Source organism: Candidatus Phytoplasma sp. AldY-WA1 (genome assembly GCF_020312115.2).
Classification (GTDB): domain Bacteria; phylum Bacillota_I; class Bacilli_A; order Acholeplasmatales; family Acholeplasmataceae; genus Phytoplasma; species Phytoplasma vitis.
Genome location: NZ_JAHRHX020000051.1, coordinates 1 through 4,321, shown reverse-complemented (window position 1 = coordinate 4,321; position 4,321 = coordinate 1). Strand labels below are relative to the sequence as shown.

Genomic DNA, 4,321 nt, shown 5'->3' with positions numbered 1-4,321 from the left:
TTGGAAATTCCTAGCCATTTAATAATTTCATTTAAAGAGAATTTATTTTTATATTGGTCGATAATACTTAAACAAGCTTTTTTAAAATTTTGCTTTTTTAATTGAAAAATAGTTTTTATTTGTTGTTTAATTTTTTTGATTTCTTTATTATGAGGATTTAAATTAATACTTGTCTTATGTTTATAATTATGACCTCTTTTTTGTTGTAAACGGTAAGATTCTTTATTTTTGAACCATTTAATCCAACGATAAATTTGTTGTACTGCGACAATTTTAAATTTTTTTTGAATTGTTTTAATCGACATACCTTTTTGTCTAGCTAAAATAACTTTTAATTTAGTTTCAAAATCATAATATTTATTTTTTTTAAGGGGTGAAGCCATAAAAATCCTCTATTCTCTTTTAAATCAAAAAACCTTTTTTTTATATTATAAAAGATTTTTTGATTAAAAGTTGTTTTTTCATCTCTCTTTTTGTGGTAAATTATTTTTTTATTTTTTTATATTCATTTTCTCTGTATAAAGAGTAATATATTGTTTTTTTGGATTAAAGTGAAGATAATAAGTAGTTGTTCCTGTGGAGTTTCCCATTTGTATAGGACATTTTTGATTTAATTTTTTTTCTCGAAGAATAATCAAATAAGGTCTTAAAATAACTGAAAGAGTTAAAACTACTAAAAAAATGATTTGAATAGTTGAAAACATAATAAAATTCTCCTTTTTGAAAATTCATTATTAAGATGACACAATATTTTTTATTTTATCATAATTATTTTTAATTAAAACAAACTTTTTATTTTATTCCAATGACTAAAGACTCCTAATCCTGCTCCTACAATTCCTCCTGCTACTGTTCCAATTCCTGGACAAACAGCAGTACCTATTGCCACTCCTGTCATCGTACTACCATGAACACCACCGATTACTTTCATTGTGTCCCGAGTTGTTTCCCATGAGCTTTTCTTAGTTTTTAATGTATCGTTTTCTTTGTTGAAATCTTGTATTTGTGTTTCTAATTCTTTTATTCGTTGGTTTAATTCAGTCTTAGTCGCCTGATGAGTTTTCTGTTCTTCTTCTAATGTTTTAATTCCTTAATTTTTAATAATAACACTTGATTATCACCGCTTAACGAACTACTCCTCATTCCATCAACAACAATTAATTTAAAATATTAACTAAGTTTAACTGAATTATTTTTTTTTCTATTTCTATATTAAATTTAGAATTATTTTCATATGAATCTTGTTTTTTACATACTCTATTAAATCATTTTGTGAAATTTTATTTTTATTTTTATTTAAGCTAAAAACCAACATGATTAATATTAATGAATTCTAAATTACCCTTATCACCTTTATAATTTAAATAAAGAATACAGGTTTTAGCATTAGTATAAGGTTCAAAAACACCTTGTGGTAAAGAAAGATTTTAATATCATAATTATTAATAATATATTTTCTGGTATCTTTTAGACATTCATGGAAAATAAATTGTTCTGGAATAATAATACAAGCACGAGAACTTAAATTTTTAGATAAAGCATCTAAACAATGTTGAACCCTAAATAGAATTACCATTATTACTGAAAATATCATATAAATTATTAACATTATTACCAAAATCCATAATATTAAGATTAAAGGAATGTTGTCATAACAATATCATATTGATTCGTTCTTTTGTTAATTAAAGAACCACCTTTTTGTTCTGTAATATTAGCATGACCATCACCTACTAAAATCATATTCATTTTAGCCACATAAGCTATTGAATTAATATCAGTACCATAAATAAGTATTTTCTTTTAAATTTTTTAAACTAATTTTATCATCAGATTTATTTGTTTTTATATATTCAAAAGCATTAATTAAAATACCTCAGAACCACAAAAAGGATCATATATTTTTTCTCCGGGTTTTGGTTCTATCAAATTACACATAAAACGAATAATATTACGAGGGGTAAAATATTGTGCTAAATCATCATTTAAACCACGATGACCTAAAAATTCAAAGCTTACTCCCTTTCACATCAAGCGAAGTGTTAATAAAATCAATTTCATTGAGTTTTTAACAATATATTTGACTACTCGGGAATGATATTTAGGTTCCAATTTTAATTCTTCACCATATTGATCCATTTTATATTTTTATTTAATTTTTTTAAATTGCCATTAATAATATGATATAATATTTTCTTCAGAGGCATTAATAATATTTAACCAAATATTATTATTCTTTTCTTTCAGAAATTAAACGTAAAAATAATATTTTACAAAAATTCAGTAAATCTTTTGTCTCCTTGTTTAAACCGGTGGTTCTCAAAAGATCTTCTAATTTTTAATTCTTTAATAAATTGAGTTTCATTTTTGATGTTTTTACCAAAATTTAAATCAATTTTAGGTGTTTTAACAAATTGTTCTAAAGATTTTTTCAATAAAAAATCTGTTAAAGGAGTTCCACTCATATTGAGTTCTTTTTGAAAGAAAGATGTTTAGAAAATAAACGATAACCATCGTAACTTAAAAATTAATTTAACTCCTAATTTTTCAGCATATGATTCTGCTTGCTTTTCCGCATTTAATAAATTAGAATTATTTTTTTAGTTTCGATAATAGCTAAAGGTTTGTCATTGCCAGAATAAATAATAAAATCTGGACGTTTTCCATTTAATTTTTCGTATTCTTCTTGGTATTTAGGTTTTTTGACAATAACTATCTTTATTAGATTTTGAACTATCAATAATATATCCTAGTGATTGTAATTTTGTAATAACTTTGTTTTCTATATCTCGTTCTGTAATATTTGAATAAAATGACATATTTTCCTCTTTTCCTAAATTTATTTTTGTTTTAATTTTGAGGGATCTATCTTATGAAAATGAAATTCTTTATGTGTTTCAATAAGTCCCTATTCATAAATCTTATATCCATTCAATACATAAATAAATTGTAAAACATCAAAATTATAATTGTTAAAACTAAATTTTCCTTTATTTATAAAACGATAATTGTTCGATTTTATAATTAAATTTCATATTCAAAAAAACTTTCTTAAAAATAAAAAATTATAATTTTAAAGGATTTTCAGTATAATATTCAATAATATCTTTTCTGAAATAACGTTATCACTTAAATCACAAACGTACTGTTATAAATTTTTGTAAATAAATTCATTTTAATACCTAAAAGACTAGTTAAAAAAACTAGTCTTTTTTTATAGAAAAGAGATTTTAAAAATATGCAGAGTTAAAAAAACATTTACATTTTTTTATAACAGTACGACTATTAATTAATAATAATTAAGATTATAAAACAAAAAAAAAAAAAACAATTTTAATATTCAGTTTTTTTGTTTATAAGGTATCGAATTAATTTTGATAATGATAAAATAATTATTTATATTTTCACTTTATAGTAAGAAAAATATATTAATAATAATAAAAATAATTCAAAATAACAGGATTCAATTTATACTACACGTTCTCAAAATTATTCATTTTAAAACCTTTTTTGCTAAAAAAAAGACTAGTTTGTTTTAACTAATCTTTTCGGTATTAAAAATGAATTTATTTACAAATTTTTAAAATAGTGCGCATCTCCAAATTTAGTTTCGTTTTTATTGCGTATTGTTAGATTGTCTAATACATCAATTTCTTAATTTGAATTTGTAAGATTAGAATTTTTGATATCAATAAATCCTATTTCATGACGGTTTAGATCTCTTGTTAAATTTTTAAAATGATTTCGAATTAACGTTTTTATAAAACATTTAATAACAACAATATCCTGTTTTCTAAGATTTTAAATTTCTAATTGAATTTTTTTATTTTTTTTTACTAAAAATTGATAATTTATTAACAATAAATCTTCTTTTTCTAATGGAAACGGAAATTTATAATGAACTATTTCATAAATGAAAAGATTTTTAATTTTTTTAATTAAATCATCAATTTCTTTTTCTATTTTGTAAGTATTTATTTTTTTGTTTTCTAATAAAAAAATATCAAGTTCTTTAAAAATATCAAAAAATAATTTAAAATAACACGATTCGATTTCTAATATATTTGGTTTACACTTATTTGTTTTTAAATTTTTCTTTTTTAAAATTTCTAATATACTTTTGTCAATTTCGTTCATTTTTAATATTCCTTTCACTAAAAGCAAAAAAAGACTAGTTGTTTTAAACTAGTCTTTTCGGTATTAAAAATGAATTTATTTACAAAAAATTATAACAGTGCGTTAATTAATTATTTGATTTTACTTAATTGTTTTAAATAAATCGTTCTTTGGAGTTCTTGTTGGGCTTTAGTTAAAAGTTCTA

Annotated in this window: 6 protein-coding genes and 1 pseudogene; all 7 read right to left on the bottom strand. The window is 21.6% G+C overall.

The features are described from left to right. The coding region (locus tag KTO59_RS03570; RefSeq protein ID WP_284928672.1) for a helix-turn-helix domain-containing protein at nt 1–383 on the bottom strand (383 nt) is incomplete at its 3' end. Between the two features lie 108 nt (nt 384–491). Next, entirely contained in the window at nt 492–704 is a 213-nt protein-coding gene (locus tag KTO59_RS03565; protein WP_284928671.1) for a hypothetical protein, read from the bottom strand. A 74-nt stretch (nt 705–778) separates the two neighbouring features. Further along, entirely contained in the window at nt 779–931 is a 153-nt protein-coding gene (locus KTO59_RS03560) for a hypothetical protein (RefSeq protein WP_284928670.1), read from the bottom strand. A gap of 935 nt (nt 932–1,866) precedes the next feature. Beyond that, nucleotides 1,867–1,962 (bottom strand): annotated as a pseudogene (locus KTO59_RS04610) (N-6 DNA methylase); the annotation flags it as partial. Between the two features lie 308 nt (nt 1,963–2,270). After that, nucleotides 2,271–2,465 (bottom strand): hypothetical protein, encoded by a 195-nt coding sequence (locus KTO59_RS03555; RefSeq protein WP_284928669.1) that lies wholly within the window; start codon nt 2,463–2,465, stop codon nt 2,271–2,273. Between the two features lie 113 nt (nt 2,466–2,578). Further along, a complete protein-coding gene (locus tag KTO59_RS03550; RefSeq protein ID WP_284928668.1) occupies nt 2,579–2,740 on the bottom strand; it encodes a hypothetical protein in 162 nt (53 codons plus the stop codon). 1,061 nt (nt 2,741–3,801) lie between these two features. Continuing rightward, entirely contained in the window at nt 3,802–4,137 is a 336-nt protein-coding gene (locus KTO59_RS03545) for a hypothetical protein (protein ID WP_284928667.1), read from the bottom strand. Between the last annotated feature and the right edge of the window lie 184 nt (nt 4,138–4,321).